Origin of the sequence: Bradyrhizobium sp. SEMIA, assembly GCF_014844175.1 — a bacterium.
GTDB lineage: Bacteria > Pseudomonadota > Alphaproteobacteria > Rhizobiales > Xanthobacteraceae > Bradyrhizobium > Bradyrhizobium arachidis.
The window spans coordinates 4,219,440-4,238,053 of the sequence record NZ_CP046601.1; the positions used below are offsets into that span (position 1 = coordinate 4,219,440).

The window sequence follows — 18,614 nt, forward strand, 5'->3', positions numbered from 1 at the left end:
CGTCACTTCCGCGGCCTCGGAAGCGCGGCCTTATCGCGCTCTCCAGGCGTCTGAATGCAACGTCACCATGCCCTGCGACTTCTCGTATTCGCAAACCCGCCGCGAGCGGGCACCCAGGCATTCGTTGCAAGCCTATCGCTCAACCCAAATGACATTGACCGATGCAGGCAACACCGCCACCACGATCGTCGCGTCCGGCGAGCGCATCGTCGGCGGCCGACCGGCCGGCTGCCCCTCATCGTTCTGCGGCTGCGGCGCGTCGCTACGCGTGTTCGGTCGTGTCGTGCCGGAACTGAATCTCGCCTCGAACTGGCTGCGCTTCCCGCGCACGGCGCCGGCGCCGGGGATGGTCGCGGCGAGGCGCGGGCATGTCTTCGTCCTGGAGCAGCACCTCGGAGGCGACATGTGGATGGCGTATGACGCCAATTCCGGCGGGCACACCACGCGCATGCACGCACGCTCCTTGCGGGGCTACACCATCGTCAACCCGCGCGGCTGAGACAATGGCGGGTGCCCGGCGTCATCACAGCCGGAGCACCTTGCCGGGATTCATGATGTTCTGCGGATCGAGCGCGCGCTTGATGGTGCGCATTATGTCGAGCTCGGTCTTCGAGCGGTAGTGGCTGAGCTCGTCGAGCTTGTCGACGCCGATGCCGTGCTCCGCCGAGATCGAGCCGCCCATCGAGGTGATGAGGTCGTTCACTGCCCGCGTGATCGCGGCCGTGTATTGGTTCAGCGTCTGCTGATCCATGCCCTTGGGTCCCATGAACGAGAAATGCAGATTGCCGTCGCCGATGTGCCCGAGCGGGTAGGGGCGAATGCTCGGAAGAATGTCGAGCACGGCCTTGAGCCCCTTGTCGATGAAATCAGGAATTTTGGAGATCGCCACCGAGACGTCGTAGCTGAGCCCCGGACCTTCGGCCCGCGAGGCCTCGGCGACGCTCTCGCGGATGCGCCACATGTTGCGGGACTGACCGACCGTGCTTGCGATCGCCGCGTCGCGCACGCGGCCGGCCTCGAGCTGATCGGCGAGGAACTGCTCCAGCTTCTCGGACATGCCGTCAGCGCCGTCCTGGCGCGGGCGCGACGACGACCATTCGAGCAGGAGGTACCATGGGGTCTCCGCCTTCAGCGGGTCCTGCGTGCCGGGAATATGGCGCAGCACCATGTCGATGGCGCTGCGGCTCATCAGCTCGCAGGAGCCGACATTGTCCTCGGACGCCGCATGCGCGTCTGACAGGATCTCCAATGCCGCGCGCGGATCGCGGATCGCCAGCCATGCCGTGCAGACGTCCTTCGGCGCCGGCCACAGCTTGAGCACGGCCTTGGTGATGATGCCGAGCGTGCCTTCGGCGCCCATGAAGAGGTGTTTCAAGTCGTAGCCGGTGTTGTCCTTCTTGAGCGCGCGCAGTCCGTCCCAGACGTCGCCATTAGCCAGGACGACCTCGAGGCCCAGCACGAGATTGCGGGCATTGCCATAGCGCAGCACCTGCACGCCGCCGGCATTGGTCGAGAGGTTACCGCCGATCATGCACGAGCCCTGTGCGCCGAGGCTGAGCGGCAGGAACCTGTCGTGCTGGCTGGCGGTCTCCTGAAGCGTCTGGAGCACGCAGCCGGCCTCCACCGTCATCGCATAACCGACGGGATCGACCTCCAGCACGCGGTTCATGCGGCCGAGCGACAGCACGATGCCGGTGTGCGCGGGCCAGGGCGTGGCTCCGCCCATCAGGCCGGTGTTGCCGCCCTGCGGCACGATGGCGACGCCGTGCTCATGGCACAGCCGCACCACTTGCGAGACTTCCGCGGTGCTGCCGGGACGCACGACCGCGCCGGCACCGCCGACCAGCAGGCCGCGCCAGTCCGTCACGAAAGGCTGCTTGCCGTGGTCATCCTCGATCAGGCCCTTGTCGCCCACGATCGCGCGCAGCGCATCGCGCATTTCGGCGGTCAAGGGGGCGGTGGGGATGGCGGGTATGGAGGACGGGAAGGCAGCCGGCATCTTGTTTCCTCTGGCGCATCTTGGTGTGCACTGCGCGCGCGAAGCGCTTTCGGCCATTGTCCACGTTTGGGGCGGGCGAGTCTAACGGCATTCGGGCTGGATTTAGGCATCTTTTTCCGGCGTGTATCGCCGTCCTCAATTTTGTTTCCGTTGTTTTGGACGCGCCTGAACGCCTGGCCCGCTTCGTTCAAGCCGCATCGACCGCCATGGGCGCCCTTGCCGACCGTGAGGGCCCCGTGGCGTCTTTCAGGAGACACGACGTTGAGGACAATGGTTACGTTTGGCGCCAGGCCATCGCCGCGTGTTTCCCGGCACCGGCTTTCGGCACTGCTTGTCCTGGCCGCCGCTTGCTGCGGACTGTCGTCTGCGGCCGGGGCGGCAGACGACCGACCGCCGAGGCGAGGAGAGGCGGCCGGCCAGCTAGATGCGAAGTTCATGTCCCTTGGCGTCGGAAAGTCTTTCGTGATCGATCTTTCGCGCGATACGAAGGATGTGCTGGTCGCCGACCCCAAGATCGCCAACGTCGTGCTGCGATCGGCGCAGCGCGCCTACATCATCGGCGCGGCTGTCGGGCAGACGAACGTGGTGTTCTTCGATGCGGCCGGCCAGCCGATCGTTGCCTATGACATTGCCGTCAAGCGCGACCTGAACGGTGTCCGCGCCGCGCTGAAGCAGGCGCTTCCGGCGGCCTACATCCAGATCGACGGCGTCGGCGATGGGGTCATCTTGACCGGCATCGCCGCGACGCCCCTCGAAGCCCAGCAGGCCAACGACATCGCCGCGCGCCTCACGGGCGGGGCTGACAAGGTCGTCAACTCGATTACGGTCCGGGGGCGCGACCAGGTGATGCTGAAGGTGACGGTTGCCGAGGTCTCGCGCGAGATCGTGAAGCAGCTTGGCGTCGATCTCAGCACGAGCCTCAGTTCGGGCACGTCGGTCGTCAGCCTGACGAACGCCAATCCCTTCACGGCCTATGGCAAGAACCTTGTCGACGGCAACAACGTGTCGCTGTCCGCCGGCGGAACGACGGCCACGCTGAGGGCGATGGAGAAGGCGGGCGTCGTGCGCACCCTGGCGGAGCCGACCCTGACGGCGATCTCGGGAGAGGCCGCGACCTTCATCTCCGGCGGCGAGTTTCCCGTTCCCGCAGGCTATTCCTGCGACCCCACCACCCATGTCTGCACCACGCAAATCAGCTTCAAGAAATTCGGCATGTCGTTGAGCTTCACGCCGGTGGTGCTGGCGGAAGGCCGCATCAGCCTGCATTTGACCACCGAAGTGTCGGACCTCTCCAACGAGAATTCGATAACCCTGTCCCAGGCCGTGAGCGATACGACCACCAACTCCCTGACCGTCCCGTCGATCAAGACGCGCCGGGCCGAGAGCACGCTGGAGATTCCCTCCGGCGGGAGCATGGCCATCGCGGGCCTCATTCAGGACCAGACGAAGCGCGCCGTGAATGGCTTGCCCGGTCTCATGCAGGTGCCGCTGCTCGGCGCGCTGTTCCGCAGCCAGGACTTCGTCAACAATCAGACCGAGCTCGTCGTTCTCGTGACGCCTTACCTCGTCCGCGCCGTGAGCCCGAGAGAGCTGTCGCGGCCGGACGACGGCTTCGTCGCCGCGAGCGACCCGCAAGCCAATCTGATCGGCAACATCAGTCGCATCTACGGCCGAACGGGGCCGGCGGGAGGCCACCACGGCGATATCGGCTTCATCACCGATTGACGCACCTTGCCCGGCAACGTTTCAGGCAATCTCCGCAACATTTCTAAATATCTTCGTCAACATCCTGCGGTCATCGGGGCCTAGGACGCGGGCGGACTTTATGGATCAGGATTGGCAGAATGTTTTTCAAGTTTTCGGCGGCGCGCATCGGCATTGGCGCCGCCTGCCTCGCGCTCGCCGGCATCGGCCCGTTACGCGCAGAGCCGGTGTTCGATAGCCTCGCCGGCGCGTGGTCGGGCATCGGCACGATGAAGCCGTCGGATGGCCCGCGTGAGAAGGTCCGCTGCAAGGTCGCCTACAACGTCACGAAGCCGGGCCGGTCGTTGACGCTTGACCTGCGCTGCGCCAGCGATGCGTACAAGATGGTTCTGTCCGCGAACATCGAACAGAGCGGGACGGAGCTGTCCGGAAACTGGTTCGAGAGCGAATACCGGCAGGGCGGCAAGGTCTACGGCACCAACAAGGACGGCCTGATCGAGGCGCGTATCGAGGGCAACACCGTGGCCGCGCTGGTGACGATCCAGACCAAGAGCAATCATCAGTCCTTCCTGATGGAGGCGCCGGGCTCCTGGATGTCGGAGGTCGCAATCGAATTGAACAAGGAGGCCAGGTGATTTCGAAGTGATTTCGATCGCTCGGCCTCGATCGCTGCTCATGCGCAACAATTCTCCATACGCAGCAATCCTTCTCCGCTTGGCGAAGCGGCACGGCGGCCGTTATCGTTCGCCTCAGGCCCTGGAATTTCCCCAAGTTCTCGCGCCTGAGGACCGTCGCCTCGAACCCGGTCGTTGACACTCCCCGAGCACCTGGCGGCGGTCCTCTCTCCAGTCGCGGTGTCCTTCCGGTTTGTAACAGCTGATTGCTGAACAGGTCGCGGCCACACACCGGCGGAGGACAGAGCCGGTCGTCCGCGCTGGTGACGAGCGTTCACTTGAACACGATCATCTTCTCCGCGGTCATCTCGTGCATCGTGTAGGGGATGCCGCCGACACCGTGTCCGGAGACGCGGCGGCCGGCGAAAGGCATCCAGTCGGTGCGGAACGCCGTATGGTCGTTGATCATCACCGCCGCCGCGTCGAGGCGCTCTGCCGCATCCAGGGCTGTGGCGAGATCGCGCGTGAAGATGGCGGACTGGAACGAGACGGGCAGCGAGTTGGCCTCGGCGATCGCGTCGTCGATGTGATCGAACGGGTAGATGCAGGTCACCGGCCCGAACACTTCGAGCGTCGAGACCTTCGCATTGCGGGGCGGTGAAACGAGGATCGAGGGCTTGAGCGTCGTCTCGCTCAACCGTCCGCCGCCGATCTGGCGCGTCCCGGCCGAGGTTGCCTCGGCGATCCAGCTTTCGACACGCGCGACCTCGTTTGGCGTGATCAGCGGCCCGACTTCGGTCTCGGCAAGCGTTGGATCCCCCACCTTCAGGGCCTCGACCCGCGCCGCCATCCTGTCGATGAATTCCTTCTGAAGCGCAGAATGGACGTAGATGCGCTGGACCGACACGCAGACCTGGCCGGCGTGGTAATATCCGCCCTTGACGACCGGCTCGATGATCTTCTCGAGATCGGCGCTGCGGTCGATGATGAGGGGAGCGACGCCGCCGTGCTCCAGCGCGCAGCGCGCGCCGGGAGTGATGACCGATCGCAGGTGCCAGCCGACACGCGCCGAGCCGATGAAGCTGAGGAAGGCGACGCGCGGGTCGGTCGCAAATTTTTCCGGAAGGCTGTGATCTTCCGGGAGGAAGGTCTGAACCCAGCCTTCCGGCATGCCCGCCTTGTGAATGAGCTTCACCAGTTCCACGCAGCACAGCGGCGTCGTGCCCGCCGGCTTGACGATCACCGGGCAGCCGGTCGCGATCGCCGGGGCGAGCTGGTGAACGATCAGGTTGAGCGGATGGTTGAAGGCCGAAATCGCCGCGACGATGCCAATCGGCTCCTTGATGGTCCATGCCCGCCGGGCCTCGCTCGCGGGCGTCAGGCCCATGGGGATCTCGACCCCGGCGCGGGTGCGCAGAAAGTCGGCCGCCGAGCGGATGCCGTCGATCGCCCGATCCGTCTCGATCAATGCATCCGTCAGCGGCTTGCCGCCTTCGCGCGCGATCAGAAGGCCGAAATCCTGCCGCTTCTCGGCAACGAGATCGGCGAGCTTGTGGAGGATGGCGATCCGCTGATGCGGTTTCAGCCAGGCCTTTCGGTCCGCGAGCAGCCTTCGCGCAGTCTCGTACTTCGCTTCCAGCGCTGCGGCGCCGTCGCTGGCGAGCTCGGCGATCTCTTTTCGGTCGAAGGCCTGTACGACTTTGAGCATTCTCGTCTCCATGGCGTGTTGTGTTCTTGGCGTGGCGCTGGAGCCTCGTGGCGCGCCCATAGTTTAGCTCGGTGCCGCGGCCGGTCGCCATGTCGCGCATTGGCAGAGAGAGCATCAGTCGTGCGATTTCGCAATCAAGGATCAGGCCGCAGCACCACGCCGTCGCTTTTGCCGCTCGCTCCTCTTTGCTGGCCATCGCCGTTCGTCGACGGCCGTGCGGACGACCTCCGTCACGGTCTTGCGGACCTCGAGGAAGGCCTTGGTCTGCGGCCGGTCCGCGAGAGCCACGAGTCCAAGCGAACGCGAGAGGGGCGGATCGACGATGCGGCGCGCGTGATATTTCTCCGCCGCGATGTCCGCAAGGACAGTTGCGCGGGACAGGATCGCGCATCCGAGGCCGGCTTCGAGCGCCATGCGCAGCGCCGACAGCGAATCGACCTCGAGTGTTTCGCTCGGGATAATCTGGTTGCGCAGCACCTGGGTCTGGATGATGGCGCGTGATGCCGGAATCGGCGTCAACCCGAGCACGCTCCCCTGCGGAATGGCGGAGAAGGCGATCGGCGCGGAGGATCGGCCGATCAGGCTCGGATGCCCGACGAGGTAGAGGTCTTCCTCGTGCAGCCACGTCACGTCGAGGCGGGCATCCCGCGGCGGATTGTACGCCAGCGCGAGATCGACTGTGCCGGAGAGGACGCGCTCGATCAGCGCCGGTGACAGCGCTTCGACGACGCTCAGATGCACGCCGGGGGAGTGCTTGCGGACCGCCTTCATGAGATCGAGGGCGACCATCGAGATCGCGGTGTGGCTGAGGCCGAGGCTCACGGGTCCGGTCGCCGCCTCGTTGAAGCTCCGCACGTCCTCCTCGGCCTTGCCGAGGCTCGCAAGCACCGCGCTGCCATGTTCGTAGAGACGGCGGCCGGCCGCGGTCAGGGCGACGCCGCGTGGCCGCCGTTCCAGCAGCTTCACGCCGAGATCGGCTTCGAGCGCCGCAACGTGATGGCTGAGCGCGGACTGCGCGATGTTGAGGGTCTCGGCCGCCCGCGACAGCACGCCGGCGTCGGCGATCGCGATGAAATATCTGATCTGCCGCAATCCGAGCGCCATCGCACGTCTTCCTATCGATCTAATAATCAGAACACGATGATCTTCATATTATATTTGTCAGATGTCGCGCCTCCCGGCAAGCTCCGGCCAGAACCCACAAGAACGGCTCCGGGAGCGTCGCGGCATGGATCTGCCGAACAGGATCGTCATCACCGAGGAGGGGCCGCGCGAGGGCTTTCAGATCGAGCCGGGCCGATCGCGACCGCGGACAAGATCGCCTTGATCGACGCGCTCTCGGCGACCGGTCTTTCGCGCATTCAGGTTGCCTCCTTCGTCAATCCCAAGCACGTGCCGGGCTGGGCCGACGCCGAGGCGGTGGTGGCGGGATTCAGCCCGCGTGCAGACGTCGCATACTCGGCGCTCTGGTTCAACGACAGCGGTCTGCAGCGCGCCTTGGCGTTCAAGGAAAAGCTCACGCTTGCAGGCTTCATCTCGCTGAGCGCCTCCGAGCCGTTCGCACGTCGCAATCTCAATCGTGATCGCGCCGGGCAGATCGAGGCGATGCGAAACTATGTGCGCGCACACCGGCAGGCGGGCGTACCGATTGCCAAGATCATCATCATGGCCGCGTTCGGCTGCAATTTTGGCGGGGACGTGCCGGCTGCCAAGGTGGTCGAGACGGTGTCCGACGGTCTCGCCATCGCGCGCGAGGCCGGCATCGAGGTGCGCGAGGTGTCGCTTGCGGATTCGATGGGCTGGGCCACCCCACGACGGGTCGCCGCGGCCGTCGGCGCCGTACGCGACCGCTGGGATAACTTACGGATCGCCTTGCATCTGCACGATACCCGCGGCCAGGGCATCGCCTGCGCCTATGAGGGGCTGCGGCTTGGCGTCACTGCGTTCGATGCCGCGGTGGCGGGGCTCGGCGGCTGTCCGTTCGCCGGCCAGCCGGGGGCGCCCGGCAACATTGCCACCGAAGAGCTGGCGCTGCTGTGCGAGGAAATGGGCATCGCGACCGGTCTCGACATCGAGGCGCTGATCGAGGCGGGACGTCTTGCCGAGCGGATCGTCGGGCACCGGCTGCCAAGCGCCGCGCTACGATCGGGCACGCTCGCAGCGTTGCGGCGGAGGGCGAGCGCATGACCTCCGCAAAGCCGCTCGCCGGACTGAAGGTGCTGGATTTCGGCCACACCATCATGGGGCCGTGCGCGGGCGTCCTGTTTGCCGATCTCGGCGCCGACGTCGTGAAGATCGAGCCCGTCGATGGCGACCCGACCCGCCGGTTGCCGGGCTTCGCCGCCGGCTTCTTCGCAACCTACAACCGCAACAAGCGCTCGATCTCGATCGATCTGAAGCGCGAGGAGGGGCAGGCGATCGTGCATCGGCTGGTCAGGGATGCCGATGTTGTGCTGGAGAATTTCGGACCCGGGACGATCGAGCGGCTGAAGTGCAGCTGGGACGATCTGCGCAAGGTCAACCCGCGGCTCGTGTACCTGTCGATGAAGGGCTTCCTGAAAGGCCCTTACGAAAATCGCGGCGCGCTCGACGAAGTCGTGCAGATGCAATCCGGCCTTGCCTATATGACGGGCCCGCCCGGCCGGCCGCTGCGCGCGGGCGCGCCCGTGATCGACATCCTCGGCGGCGTCTTCGGCGTCGTGGCGGCCTTGTCGGCGCTGCGCGAACGCGACCTCACCGGCATGGGCCAGAAGGTCTCGAGCTCGCTGTTCGAGAGCGCGACCTTCATGCTCGGCGCGCTCGTCGTCGGCAGCGCCGTGATCGGCGGCCCGATGCCGCCAATGCCGGCCCGCAAGAATGCCTGGGGCGTGTACGACGTCTTCACGGCCTCGGATGGCGGCCAGGTCTTCATCGGATGCACCTCCGACGGGCACTGGCAACGCTTCTGCGACGCGTTCGGCTTCGGCGATTGGCGCGACGATCCGAGGCTCCTCGGCAACGCCAATCGATGCGAAGCGCGCGAATGGATGCTGCCCGAGCTGGAGCGGCGGATTACGCGACTGCCCCTCGAGGAGATTCTCGCCAAATGCGAAACGGCCCGCGTGGCGTATTCGCGGGTGGGACGGCCGGATGAGCTGTCGGTCGATCCGCATCTCTTGGCCAATGGCGGACTGCTGGCAACGGCGATCGCCGGATTTGGCGGCGGGCCGCTGGTTGGAATTCCGGCGCTGCCCGTCGAGTTCGGCGACGCGCGCGACCGGCCGAGCCTCGAACGCCAGCCGCCTCGCGTCGGCGAACACGCTGACGAGATCCTCGGCGCGGCCGGATATTCGGCGCCCGAGATCGCCGATCTCCGCGCCGCCGGCATATTGGGCGTGTCCGCGAACATGCCTGCATAAAAAGAAGAGTGGCTGAGCCACCATCTGCAAACAGGGAGGGAAGGGATCATGATGTCCCGTACGCTGCTTCAACGGAAGGCGCGTATTCCGGCAAGCGCGATCGCGCTGCTTGGGCTGGTTGCGATGGTTGAGCCCGCAAGGGCACAAGCCTATCCCGCGCGGACGATCACGATGCTGGTCGGCTATTCCGCGGGCGGACAGGCTGATGCGCTTGCACGGATCATCGGCAAGCAGCTCGGCGACACCTTCAAGATCTCCGTCGTCATCGAGAACAAGACCGGTGCCAACGGCATGATCGCCGCGCAGGCGGCGGCGCGAGCGGAGCCGGATGGATACACGGTGCTGATGGTGACGGATGCGATGCTCACCATCGATCCGCACCTCGCCACCAGCAACCATTTTGATCTTTCGAAAGCGATGGAGCCGGTCGTCAGCGTCGCCTGGTCACCACTGTTGCTGGCTGCGGCGAAGGATGTGCCGGCCAATTCCGTCGCCGAGCTCGTCGCTTTCGGCAAGCAGAAGCCGCAAGCGCTGAGCTTTGGCAGCGCCGGCGCTTCGACGCCGCATCGCCTCGCCGGTGAGATGCTGCAGAATCCGGCGGCTTCACCATGACCCACATTCCCTACAAGGGAACGGCGGCCTCCGTGAGCGACCTCCTGGCCGGGCAGATACCGCTGATCTTCGGCGCACCGACGGCCGTGGAGCCGCTGGCAACCGCTGGCCAGATCAAGCTGCTTGGTGTCACGTCGGAGCAGCGCTATCCGTCGTTGCCGGACGTGCCGGCCATCAGCGAGACCTATCCCGGCTTCAAGATCATCAGCTATATCGGGCTGATGCTGCCGAAGCAGACGCCCGCGCCGGTGATCGCGGCTCTGAACAAGGAGATCAACGCGATCCTTGCGACCGAGACGATGCGCACCTGGCTCGACAAGCAGGGCATGGTCGCCATGGGTGGCACCCAGGATGACTTCAAGCGCCAGATCGACATCGACTACAAGGCGCGGGGCGAGCTTGTCCGCGCGCTTGGCATCACAGGCGAGTAGGGCACGCCGCGAACGCTGTTCGAGAAGATCTGGCAATCCCATACGGCGAGGACCTATGGGGACGCGGGACCTGCTGACGCTGGACCGCGTCTTTCTCCACGACATGACCGCGCTGCCGGCGTTCGAAGCGCTGCGCGAGCGCAATCTCGCCGTGGCCGCGTGAAGCGGGCGACATTTGTCATCGCGGGAATGAGGTACCTCGAAGGAGGTAGGCTGAATTCCCTCTTGAAGTGCTTGACCGGACGATCCTTGCATTGCGGATGGGTGAAATCGATCCGATACGCGATCGCCATACGCGTCACAAGCACCCGAAGCACGTTGACGAGGATGACGGGATACGCGTCTTTCGTGGCCTGCTCATTGGCGGGGCGGTGAGCCTGCTGCTCTGGTTATGCATCGCAGTTACATTCACAATGATCGTCAAGGGTCATCTATTTCACCGAGGGGAGCGAACGAGCATCCCTAAGTGAGTGGCGACGGGCAGCGACGAACGCCCGGGACTTGCAGCCGGTTGCGAAGGAACGCGCTATCCATCGGCACACAATAAGCCCGGTCATGATGTCCTGAGACGTCGTCACTGGCGAGCATGTCACTACCGCCGGTTTCGGCGGCGGCAGCGACGTGTGTATCGATGATCAACGCTTGATGGTCACCGTTTGGGGAGCGACGCCATCACCTCGCCCGCGTCTCCGTCCTCGAGGCAAGGGGTAACGGTCAATGGGAGCAGGTCAGACCATTGCGCGAGCCAACGATACATGGCTTTTGGATCACTCGATTCAGAGATCGCAAATCCCTGTCCATTCATGCCATGCCAACGACCCAGCATCTTGACGCCCTCGGGTGGCGCGCCTCCGGTCTCCAGAAAGCGGGCGACGGCTGCATTGAAGGTGCCTTGGGGTACGCTCCAGGTGGTTATGAATTTCATGCGATTCTCCCATCACTAGAATTATCGGATGAATGTCGCGGCTGTGCCGCATACGCACGATAGCGCCGGCGTCTCGAATGACAACGGCGAAAGAATAGGTGCGCCGGTTTTGATCCAACGCGCCATCCCCGGGCACGGCCGCGATCCTTCCGGCGCACGGCAATCGCAGTCGAACATTCGCAGTAGGTTGTCATGCCTTGCGGCGCAGAGCGGACCTGCAAAGCGTAAGACGACTATTTGCCATCGTTCCAGATGTCGGTGGCGAGCTTCCAGTCGTCTCCGACTTTCTCCCACACAACGACATATTTGCCGGTGATTTCCTGCGGTGCCGATCCCTTTGTCTTCAGGACGAACGTGCCGATCTCGCGTGCCGCGGAAGGCCCAAGCGGTTTGACATCCACCGTTGTGAGCTTCGGATCGGTCGCTTGTTCTGCCATGCCTTTCCACATGGCCTCGATGGCTGTTCGGCCCTGCACCATCGCGGAGCCGGGCGGGAATGCGATCGCGTCGGCGGTGTAGAGGGACGCAATCCCGGCAAAATCGCCCTTGTTGAACAGTTCGATCCATTTCGCATTGTTCGCATCAATCTCGGCCTTCTGGGCCAAAGCCGGCGCGCTCAACGAGATCACGATTGTCATCACTGACGCTATGTTGCGCATGATCATCTCCAGACCCAATGTACGATGCGGCTGCAGGGCAGCCGTCTGTCTCGAAGTGGATGCGTTGAATGACGCATCCCAGACCGGGGCAGGCGCAACGGCAATTCCGGGGAATTACCGTCAGCACCATTGACGAAGCTGCACAGTGGAGATTGCCGGCGGTCGCGACCGGCGCAGTGCGTGAGGGTCGCAGTGAGTTTGAGGCCCGAGGTTTCGCTGACGTGCCGCTAGGACCTAGCGCAGCTTACCGATCTTTGGTGCATGAGCCCGGTGTTTGCGCGTCGCGCGATGATACGCCGCGACGTGTCCGTTGAAGCCTGGACAGAGGCGTCCCGCACAGTCCTGCGATGGTGCCATTATGCCGGTGTGTTGCCCGACGTGTCAAATCCGCTTGCGGGACGGGCACGTCATTGATCCGCCATGCCCCGGGCTACTGTGCATGGGGTTGTTTTCGAATTTTTGTTTGGAGCGCCTCGAGCGAGGCGCTCTTCACGCGCTCTCCGTCTCCCGGTGCACGTCGTGCACCACGAGGCCCATGCCTTCCTCGGGCATCTTGATCCAGTCGCGGCGCTTCAGGGTGCGCTTGGTGTCCTCGTAGCCAGAGGTCCAGTGCTCGCGCATCGAGGTGCCCGAGAACTCGTGGTCCTTGGCGTCGCCCTCATAGGCCTTCTGCTGGTAGATCAGATGCAGGATCGCGATCTCCGGCATGTTGCGCAGGCTCGCCTTGAGCTGGCGGTCCTCGTCGGACAGCTGCTCGTCCGGGATCTTCGCCAGGGCCTTGTAGAGCAGGACCTTGAGATTGTGGGTGCGGCGGTAGACGTCGGTGTTGTGGCGCGTGCGCGAGGAATACATGATGTCCTTGTGGCGGGCCATCACGTCCTGGATCGAGCGCGGCAGCACGCCGCGGGCGCTGAACAGGTCGACCTGGAACACCAGCGAGTTGAGCGCGTCCTCCTGGTCGAGCAGATGCTGCAGCGGCGTATTGGAGACGATGCCGCCATCCCAGAAATGATCGGTGCCGATCCGCACCATCGGCAGCGCCGGGGGCAGGGCGCCGGAGGCCATGATGTGCTCCGGCTCAATCTCGTCATGGGCGTTGTCGAAATAGATGAAGTTGCCGGAGAGCACGTTGACCGCGCCGACCGCGAAGCGGACCTTCTTCTCGTTGATGAGGTCGAAGTCGACGAGCTCGAGCAGGCTCTCCTTCAGCGGCATCGTGTCGTAATAGCTGGTCGCGGTCCTGGCGCCGACCGGGCTGAACCAGGGATTGATCTGGTGCGGGGTGAAGAAGCCGGGTTGGCCCATCGCCGACGTCATCCAGGCGCTGTAGAGATTGCGCCATTGGCGGAAGACGTCGCCGTCAGGCGTGTAGTGCCAGATCTTGCGGTTGGTGATGCGCTCCCAGAAGATGCGCAGCGCCTCCAGCCGCTTCTCCGGCTTGTTGCCGGCGATGATGGCGGAATTGATCGCACCGATCGAAACGCCGCACACCCAGTCGGGCTCGATGCCGGCCTCGTGCAGCGCCTGGTAGACGCCGGCCTGGTAGGCACCGAGTGCGCCGCCGCCTTGCAGCACCAGCGCGACGCGGTCGCAGCGCTCGGGCCGCCAGCCGCGCGAAGGGGGCTGGTGGGTCGAATGTGTCGGTTGCGACGTACGGGCGTCCATGGGCGATGCCTCCTGCCTATTCCAAACGATTGCGTCCGGTGGTGACGACCTGATGACAATTGCGGCGCCGATGCATCGTCCGCATGCATGCTGGCCGCAGCGGGAATGGCGGCAGGTCGCGCGGCTGACGGAAATCCTTCACATCGCAGTCAATGACGGCGGCTAGCAATTTGCATAATATCCGCGAACCGGCGCGCGGACGTCACAGAGGCATCACACAGGAGATCAAGATGCGCAGGGAAGACGTGCTGAGACTTCCGTCGATGCCGGCTGCGGGACCGAGCTATCCGGCCGGTCCGTACCGCTTCGTCAACCGCGAATTCCTGGTCATCACCTACGAAACCGATCCGGACCTGATCCGCGCCGGCCTGCCTGAGCCGCTGGAGCCGATCGACCAGTCGATCGTGCATTACGAATGGATCAAGATGCCGGACTCCTCCGGCTTCGGCAGCTACACTGAATCCGGCCTCGTCATTCCCGCGCGCCTCAACGGCGAGGAGGTCAACTTCGTCTCGCAGATGTATCTGGACGATGATCCGCCGATCGCCGCCGGCCGCGAGATCTGGGGCTTTCCAAAGAAGTACGCCCATCCGAAACTCGAGATCGTCAAGGACACGCTGACGGGCACGCTGGAATACGCCGGCCAGCTCGTCGCCATGGGCACCATGGGCTACAAGCACGAGAGCATGGCCGGCAACGGCGATCTCACCCGCGCCACGCTGTCGAAGACGCAAGTTAATCTGAAGATGATCCCCGGCGTCGACGGCCGGCTCGAGGTCTGCCAGCTCGTTGCGATCAACCTGATCGACATCGTGCCGAAGGGCTCGTGGATGGGGCCGGGCCGGCTGCATCTGGTGCCGCATGTCAATGCGCCGGTTGCCGACTTCCCGGTTCGCCGTTGCCTCGGCGCGCACCATTACATCGCCGACCTGACGCTGCCGTTCGGCCGCGTCGTCCACGACTACGTCAAGGAAGCCGAAGCCGCCGCGACGGGGCTGGCCGCCGAGTAGGGCGGCTCGCCATCATCAAACTGTAACAAAGCCGTAATTGAGTACCCCGCGTGGGTCCGGAAGATGCCGTCAGCCATCTTCCGGAGCGGGGCATCTGTTGACGGTTGGGGTTGGCCATGGCTGAGCCGGCAAAGCTTGTCAGCGCGATAGGGAACACCGAGCCCGCTATTCCCGGCCTGGTCTGGGCATTCCGCCTGCACAGCGACGGTAGCGCCGAGCCGCTTCCGATCGACCAGCCGATCGAGTTCACTCATGATGGCCGGCTCTGGCTGCATTTCAACCTGACAGATGGTCGCGTGCGGCCGTGGATCGCGGCATCGCCGCTGCCGCCGCTCGCGCGCGAGCTGCTGCTGTCGAACGACACGTTCCAGCAGCTCCACGTCATCGACCATTGCGTCTACGGCGTGTTCTCCGATCTCGTGCGCGAGATCGACAGCGCGACGGAGGAGACCGCGTTCCTGCGCTTCGCCATGACCGAGCATCTGCTGGTCTCCGGCCGCCATCAGGCGCTGTGCTCGGCGGATGCGACGCGCCGCGTGCTCGAAGGCGGCTACCGCGTCGACAATGTCGCTCATCTCCTGGAGAAGATCGTCGACGAGGTCGCCGACACGCTCGACCGGATGGCCGACAAGCTCGGCCAGGAAATCGACGACATCGAGGAGCGCATTCTCGCCGATGAGGCCAAGCCCGAGATGCGCCGCAATCTCGGCCGCCTGCGCCGGACCTGCGTCCGCCTGCATCGCCAGCTCACCGGCCTGCGCGTGCTGTTCCACCGGCTCGACCAGAAGAACACCGACCACCTTGCGCCAAGCTTGCGCATCCATGCCGGCAAGCTGGCGCAGCGGCTGGACGGTCTCGACCACGACATCGTCGAGCTGCGCGAGCGCAGCCGCCTGCTCGAGGAGGAGCTGCGCTTCAAGAACGAGGAGGAGAGCAACCGCCACCTCCACACGCTCTCGATCGTGACCTCGCTGTTGCTGCCGCCGACGCTGATCACCGGCATCTTCGGCATGAACACCAAGGGCCTGCCGCTCACCGACGTCGACGAGGGCTTCATCTGGGCGGCTGCGATGATGATCTGCTCGGTCGGTGCGGCCTATCTGTTCATGCGGCGCACAGGCATCTTCAAAAAATAGCCTGCCGTGACCGGAACTGCCCACAGATTGCTGCTGCAAAGCGCCGCCGCCATTGCGCTCGCCCTGGCGAGCACGGATGCATTCGCCGGCGCCAAGGACGAGAGCGCGGCCGAATGGCTGTTTCCGAAATGGTTCAACGAGTGGCATGACGGCCTCGCCAACAAGGGCCTGAATTTCGGCGCCACCTACATCGCGGACAACATTGCCAACGTTTCCGGCGGCGTGAAGCGCGGCGCCATCCATTTCGGCCGCCTCGACCTGTCGATCGATGCCGATCTCGACAAGCTGGTCGGCTGGACCGGCGGCCGCTTCTACGCCAACGGCTTCGTGATCTACGGCCAGGGGCTCTCGCGCAACTACGTGGTGAATCTCGCGACCATCAGCGAGATCGAGGCGCTGCCGGACCAGCGGCTCTACAACGCCTATTTCGAGCAGAGTTTTTTCAACGACCGCCTCAACATCAGGGCCGGTCAGCAGGCCGCCGACGTCGAGTTCTTCGACAGCCAGACCGACGACCTCTTCATCAACGGCACCTTCGGCTGGCCGGCGATCAAGGCGAGCAACCTTCCGGCCGGCGGCCCGGCGCCGCCGATCGCGGTGCCCGGCATCCGCGTCAAGGCCACGCTGTCGGACCAGGTCACGCTGTTCGGCGCGGTCTTCAACGGCGATCCGTCCGGTCCGGGCGATCAGGATCCGCAGCTGCGCGATCATCACGGCCTTGCCTTCCGCGTCAACGATCCGCCCTGGGTGATCGGGCAGGTGCGCTTCAACTACGACATCGATATCGGCGGGCGTCCGCTTGCCGGCAATTTCACGCCGGGCGCGTGGAAGCATTATGGTTCGTTCGACAGCCAGCGCTTCACGGTGGAAGGGCAGTCGATCGCCGACCCAGATGGCAGCGGCATTCCGGCAAGGCTCCGCGGCAATTACGGCATCTTCGCCGTCATCGAGCAGGTGCTCTACCGTCCACCGGAGGTCAAGGACAACACGACCTCGGCCTCGCTCCCGGGTGTCACCGCGTTCGGCCGCATCGCCTACAGCCCGCCGGACCGCAACCTGATCGATCTCTATCTCGACGGCGGCATCGGCTTCGTCGGCTTCACGCCGGGCCGTCCGCTCGACCGCTTCGGCGTGGCGATGGCCTATATGCGGATCTCGAACACCGCGCGCAATCTCGATGTCGATACGAATTTCTACACCGGCGTTGCGGGGCCGGTGCGCAGCAACGAGACCCTGCTCGAGATGATCTACGAGGCGCACATCAAGCCGGGCTGGCTGATTGCACCTTACTTCCAGTACGTGTGGCGCCCCTCCGGTGGCATCCCGAATCCGAACGATCCGACCGGCCTCTCGCGGATCGGTGACGCCGCAGTGTTCGGCGTCACCACCACGATCAGGTACTAGGCCATCGCGGGCTTCGGCTCGGCCTTCGGTTGCCGCGACAGCGCCAGCACGATCAGCGAAGCGAACACGCAGAGCGCGCCGGCGATGAAGAACGCAGGCAGATAGCTCTGATAGACCGTCCGCGAGAAGCCGGCGCCGAACGCAGCGGTGCCGGCGCCGAGCTGGTGACCGGCAAAGATCCAGCCGAACACCAGATTGGCGCGCTCGGGTCCGAACTTCTGCGCCGTGAGACGCACCGTCGGCGGCACCGTCGCGATCCAGTCGAGCCCATAGAACATCGCGAAGACGGACAGGCCGTAGAACGAGAAATCGCTGAAGGGGAGGGAGATCAGCGAGAGCCCGCGCAGGCCGTAATACCAGAACAGCAGATAGCGGTTGTCGTAGCGGTCCGAGAGCCAGCCCGACATGATGGTGCCGAAGAAGTCGAAGATGCCCATCGCAGCGAGCAGGCTCGCCGCCTGCACCTGCGGGATGCCGAAATCGAGGCACATCGGGATCAGGTGCACCTGGACCAGGCCGTTGGTCGAAGCGCCGCAGACGAAGAAGGTCGCAAACAGGATCCAGAACGCGCTCGACTTCGAAGCATCGCGCAGCGTGCCGAGCGCCACGCCCGTGATCGAGCCGTGGTTGACCGGCGGGGCGGGCAGGGGTGCCGTGCCTTCGTCGCCGAACGGGCGCAGGCCCACGTCGCTCGGCCGATCGCGCATCGCGAGCAGCACGGCGAGGGCGGAGACGCCGAGCGCGATGCAGACGAAAGCCGAGCGCAAGCCGCCAGCCGTAGCGTTCGGTGAGGCTTGCCAGCAACGGCAGGAACACGAGCTGGCCGGTGGCGACGCTCGCGGTCATGATGCCGACGACGAGGCCACGTCTTGCTGCAAACCAGCGCGTTGCGATGGTGGCGCCCAGCACCAGCGCGGTCATGCCGGTTCCGATGCCGATCACGACGCCCCACAGCGCGATCAGCTGCCAGACCTGCGTCATGCCCAGCGAAGCGACCAGCGCCGAGACGACGATCAGCTGCGCCGCCAGCGTGACGTTGCGCAGGCCGTAGCGGTTGAGCAGCGCAGCCGCGAACGGCGCCATCAGCCCGAACAGGATGAAGCGGATCGACAGCGCGGAGGAGATCTCCGCCGTGCTCCAGCCGAATTCCTTCTGAAGCGGGACGATGAACACGCCGGGCGCACCGACCGTGCCGGCGCTGATCAGCGCGGTGAGGAAGGTGACGCCGACCATCACCCAGCCGTAGTGGATGTTGCGGCGGCCGAGTGCCGCCGCGAGCCAGTTCGAGATCATTGGGCCTCAATCTTGGTTGGCAGGCTTTGGGAGACCTGCGTCATCGTTGCAGTCTG

The 18,614-nt window shown here is 64.9% G+C and carries 14 protein-coding genes and 2 pseudogenes; 9 read left to right on the plus strand and 7 right to left on the minus strand.

The window, feature by feature from the left end:
• The first annotated feature begins 148 nt into the window (after nucleotides 1–148).
• Nucleotides 149–499: a hypothetical protein gene (locus FOM02_RS20695; protein WP_322596979.1), complete on the plus strand. Its 351-nt coding sequence runs from the start codon at nucleotides 149–151 to the stop codon at nucleotides 497–499.
• A gap of 24 nt (nucleotides 500–523) precedes the next feature.
• Here the strand turns inward: FOM02_RS20695 and FOM02_RS20700 are convergent, their stop codons facing one another.
• The gene (locus FOM02_RS20700) at nucleotides 524–1,999 is read right to left on the minus strand and encodes an FAD-binding oxidoreductase (protein ID WP_027557419.1); all 1,476 of its coding nucleotides are present in this window, start codon (nucleotides 1,997–1,999) and stop codon (nucleotides 524–526) included.
• Between the two features lie 270 nt (nucleotides 2,000–2,269).
• Here FOM02_RS20700 and FOM02_RS20705 point away from each other — a divergent pair, with 270 nt between their 5' ends.
• Both FOM02_RS20705 and FOM02_RS20710 read left to right on the plus strand, forming a co-directional pair.
• The gene (locus tag FOM02_RS20705) at nucleotides 2,270–3,724 is read left to right on the plus strand and encodes a type II and III secretion system protein family protein (RefSeq protein WP_027557420.1); all 1,455 of its coding nucleotides are present in this window, start codon (nucleotides 2,270–2,272) and stop codon (nucleotides 3,722–3,724) included.
• A 119-nt stretch (nucleotides 3,725–3,843) separates the two neighbouring features.
• Nucleotides 3,844–4,338 (plus strand): hypothetical protein, encoded by a 495-nt coding sequence (locus FOM02_RS20710; RefSeq protein ID WP_027557421.1) that lies wholly within the window; start codon nucleotides 3,844–3,846, stop codon nucleotides 4,336–4,338.
• Between the two features lie 313 nt (nucleotides 4,339–4,651).
• Here FOM02_RS20710 and FOM02_RS20715 read toward each other — a convergent pair whose 3' ends face one another.
• Both FOM02_RS20715 and FOM02_RS20720 read right to left on the minus strand, forming a co-directional pair.
• The gene (locus tag FOM02_RS20715; protein WP_027557422.1) at nucleotides 4,652–6,025 is read right to left on the minus strand and encodes an aldehyde dehydrogenase family protein; all 1,374 of its coding nucleotides are present in this window, start codon (nucleotides 6,023–6,025) and stop codon (nucleotides 4,652–4,654) included.
• Between the two features lie 141 nt (nucleotides 6,026–6,166).
• The gene (locus FOM02_RS20720; protein WP_027557423.1) at nucleotides 6,167–7,129 is read right to left on the minus strand and encodes a LysR family transcriptional regulator; all 963 of its coding nucleotides are present in this window, start codon (nucleotides 7,127–7,129) and stop codon (nucleotides 6,167–6,169) included.
• A 219-nt stretch (nucleotides 7,130–7,348) separates the two neighbouring features.
• Here FOM02_RS20720 and FOM02_RS20725 point away from each other — a divergent pair, with 219 nt between their 5' ends.
• From FOM02_RS20725 to FOM02_RS20735, 3 genes and pseudogenes are all read left to right on the plus strand, one after another.
• Nucleotides 7,349–8,212, plus strand: a complete 864-nt coding sequence (locus FOM02_RS20725; RefSeq protein WP_265442105.1) for a hydroxymethylglutaryl-CoA lyase — start codon at nucleotides 7,349–7,351, stop codon at nucleotides 8,210–8,212.
• The gene (locus FOM02_RS20730) at nucleotides 8,209–9,423 is read left to right on the plus strand and encodes a CaiB/BaiF CoA transferase family protein (protein WP_027557425.1); all 1,215 of its coding nucleotides are present in this window, start codon (nucleotides 8,209–8,211) and stop codon (nucleotides 9,421–9,423) included. The genes FOM02_RS20725 and FOM02_RS20730 overlap by 4 nt, the downstream gene beginning before the upstream one ends.
• 171 nt (nucleotides 9,424–9,594) lie before the next feature.
• A pseudogene (locus FOM02_RS20735) lies at nucleotides 9,595–10,466 on the plus strand (Bug family tripartite tricarboxylate transporter substrate binding protein).
• 649 nt (nucleotides 10,467–11,115) lie between these two features.
• Here the strand turns inward: FOM02_RS20735 and FOM02_RS20740 are convergent.
• The 3 genes from FOM02_RS20740 to FOM02_RS20750 all read right to left on the minus strand — a co-directional run bounded on the left by FOM02_RS20740 (nucleotide 11,116) and on the right by FOM02_RS20750 (nucleotide 13,715).
• Nucleotides 11,116–11,391: a DUF3303 domain-containing protein gene (locus tag FOM02_RS20740; protein ID WP_018319867.1), complete on the minus strand. Its 276-nt coding sequence runs from the start codon at nucleotides 11,389–11,391 to the stop codon at nucleotides 11,116–11,118.
• 233 nt (nucleotides 11,392–11,624) lie between these two features.
• Nucleotides 11,625–12,050, minus strand: coding sequence for a YybH family protein (locus FOM02_RS20745; protein ID WP_231164346.1), 426 nt, complete (start codon nucleotides 12,048–12,050; stop codon nucleotides 11,625–11,627).
• 489 nt (nucleotides 12,051–12,539) lie between these two features.
• Complete coding sequence (locus FOM02_RS20750) at nucleotides 12,540–13,715, minus strand: patatin-like phospholipase family protein (RefSeq protein WP_027557428.1); 1,176 nt, start codon at nucleotides 13,713–13,715, stop codon at nucleotides 12,540–12,542.
• A gap of 230 nt (nucleotides 13,716–13,945) precedes the next feature.
• On the opposite strand from FOM02_RS20750, the gene FOM02_RS20755 reads away from it, so the two are divergent.
• The 3 genes from FOM02_RS20755 (at nucleotide 13,946) to FOM02_RS20765 (ending at nucleotide 17,265) form a co-directional block, all read left to right on the plus strand.
• A complete protein-coding gene (locus FOM02_RS20755; protein WP_027557429.1) occupies nucleotides 13,946–14,725 on the plus strand; it encodes an acetoacetate decarboxylase in 780 nt (259 codons plus the stop codon).
• Nucleotides 14,726–14,841: 116 nt separating this feature from the next.
• On the plus strand, nucleotides 14,842–15,861 hold the full coding sequence (locus FOM02_RS20760) for a transporter (RefSeq protein WP_027557430.1): 1,020 nt from the start codon (nucleotides 14,842–14,844) through the stop codon (nucleotides 15,859–15,861).
• 6 nt (nucleotides 15,862–15,867) lie between these two features.
• A complete protein-coding gene (locus FOM02_RS20765) occupies nucleotides 15,868–17,265 on the plus strand; it encodes a carbohydrate porin (RefSeq protein WP_027557431.1) in 1,398 nt (465 codons plus the stop codon).
• Here the strand turns inward: FOM02_RS20765 and FOM02_RS20770 are convergent.
• A pseudogene (locus FOM02_RS20770) lies at nucleotides 17,262–18,558 on the minus strand (MFS transporter). The gene FOM02_RS20765 and the pseudogene FOM02_RS20770 sit on opposite strands and share 4 nt — an antisense overlap.
• Between the last annotated feature and the right edge of the window lie 56 nt (nucleotides 18,559–18,614).